Origin of the sequence: Pseudomonas sp. D47 (assembly GCF_045447305.1) — a bacterium.
Lineage (GTDB): Bacteria > Pseudomonadota > Gammaproteobacteria > Pseudomonadales > Pseudomonadaceae > Aquipseudomonas.
On sequence record NZ_JBJGXU010000210.1, the window covers coordinates 1 to 312 of the forward strand.

General features: G+C 52.6%; 1 protein-coding gene. It reads right to left on the bottom strand.

Annotated features, from left to right (window positions below):
• Positions 1–153 (bottom strand): AlpA family transcriptional regulator (locus ACI77I_RS32265; protein ID WP_407000267.1); only part of this gene is annotated, 153 nt, incomplete at its 3' end.
• Between the last annotated feature and the right edge of the window lie 159 nt (positions 154–312).

The following is a 312-nucleotide window of genomic DNA, read 5'->3' on the forward strand; positions in this document are numbered from 1 at the left end:
CACCCAGCCCACGACTTCGCTCTCAACCCAAGCCACGGCTCTCTCACCTAGTGGGACGGACTTCGGAAAGTTGCCTTCTTCGATATACTTGTAGATCGTGGAGCGCCCCAGACCAGTGGCATGCTTGACTTCTTTCAGACGAATTAATCTCATGAACTGTCTCCTCTGCTTGTTCAGAGGATGGGCAGGGTCGTTATAAAAATACTTACTACCTCCGCACCACACGAGCCAACTCGATACTTCTTGATGCGTTGAGGCTACTCAGATCCGTCCAGGCGAAAGCTACGCATGGCGCTAACTCTGCTGCTACCG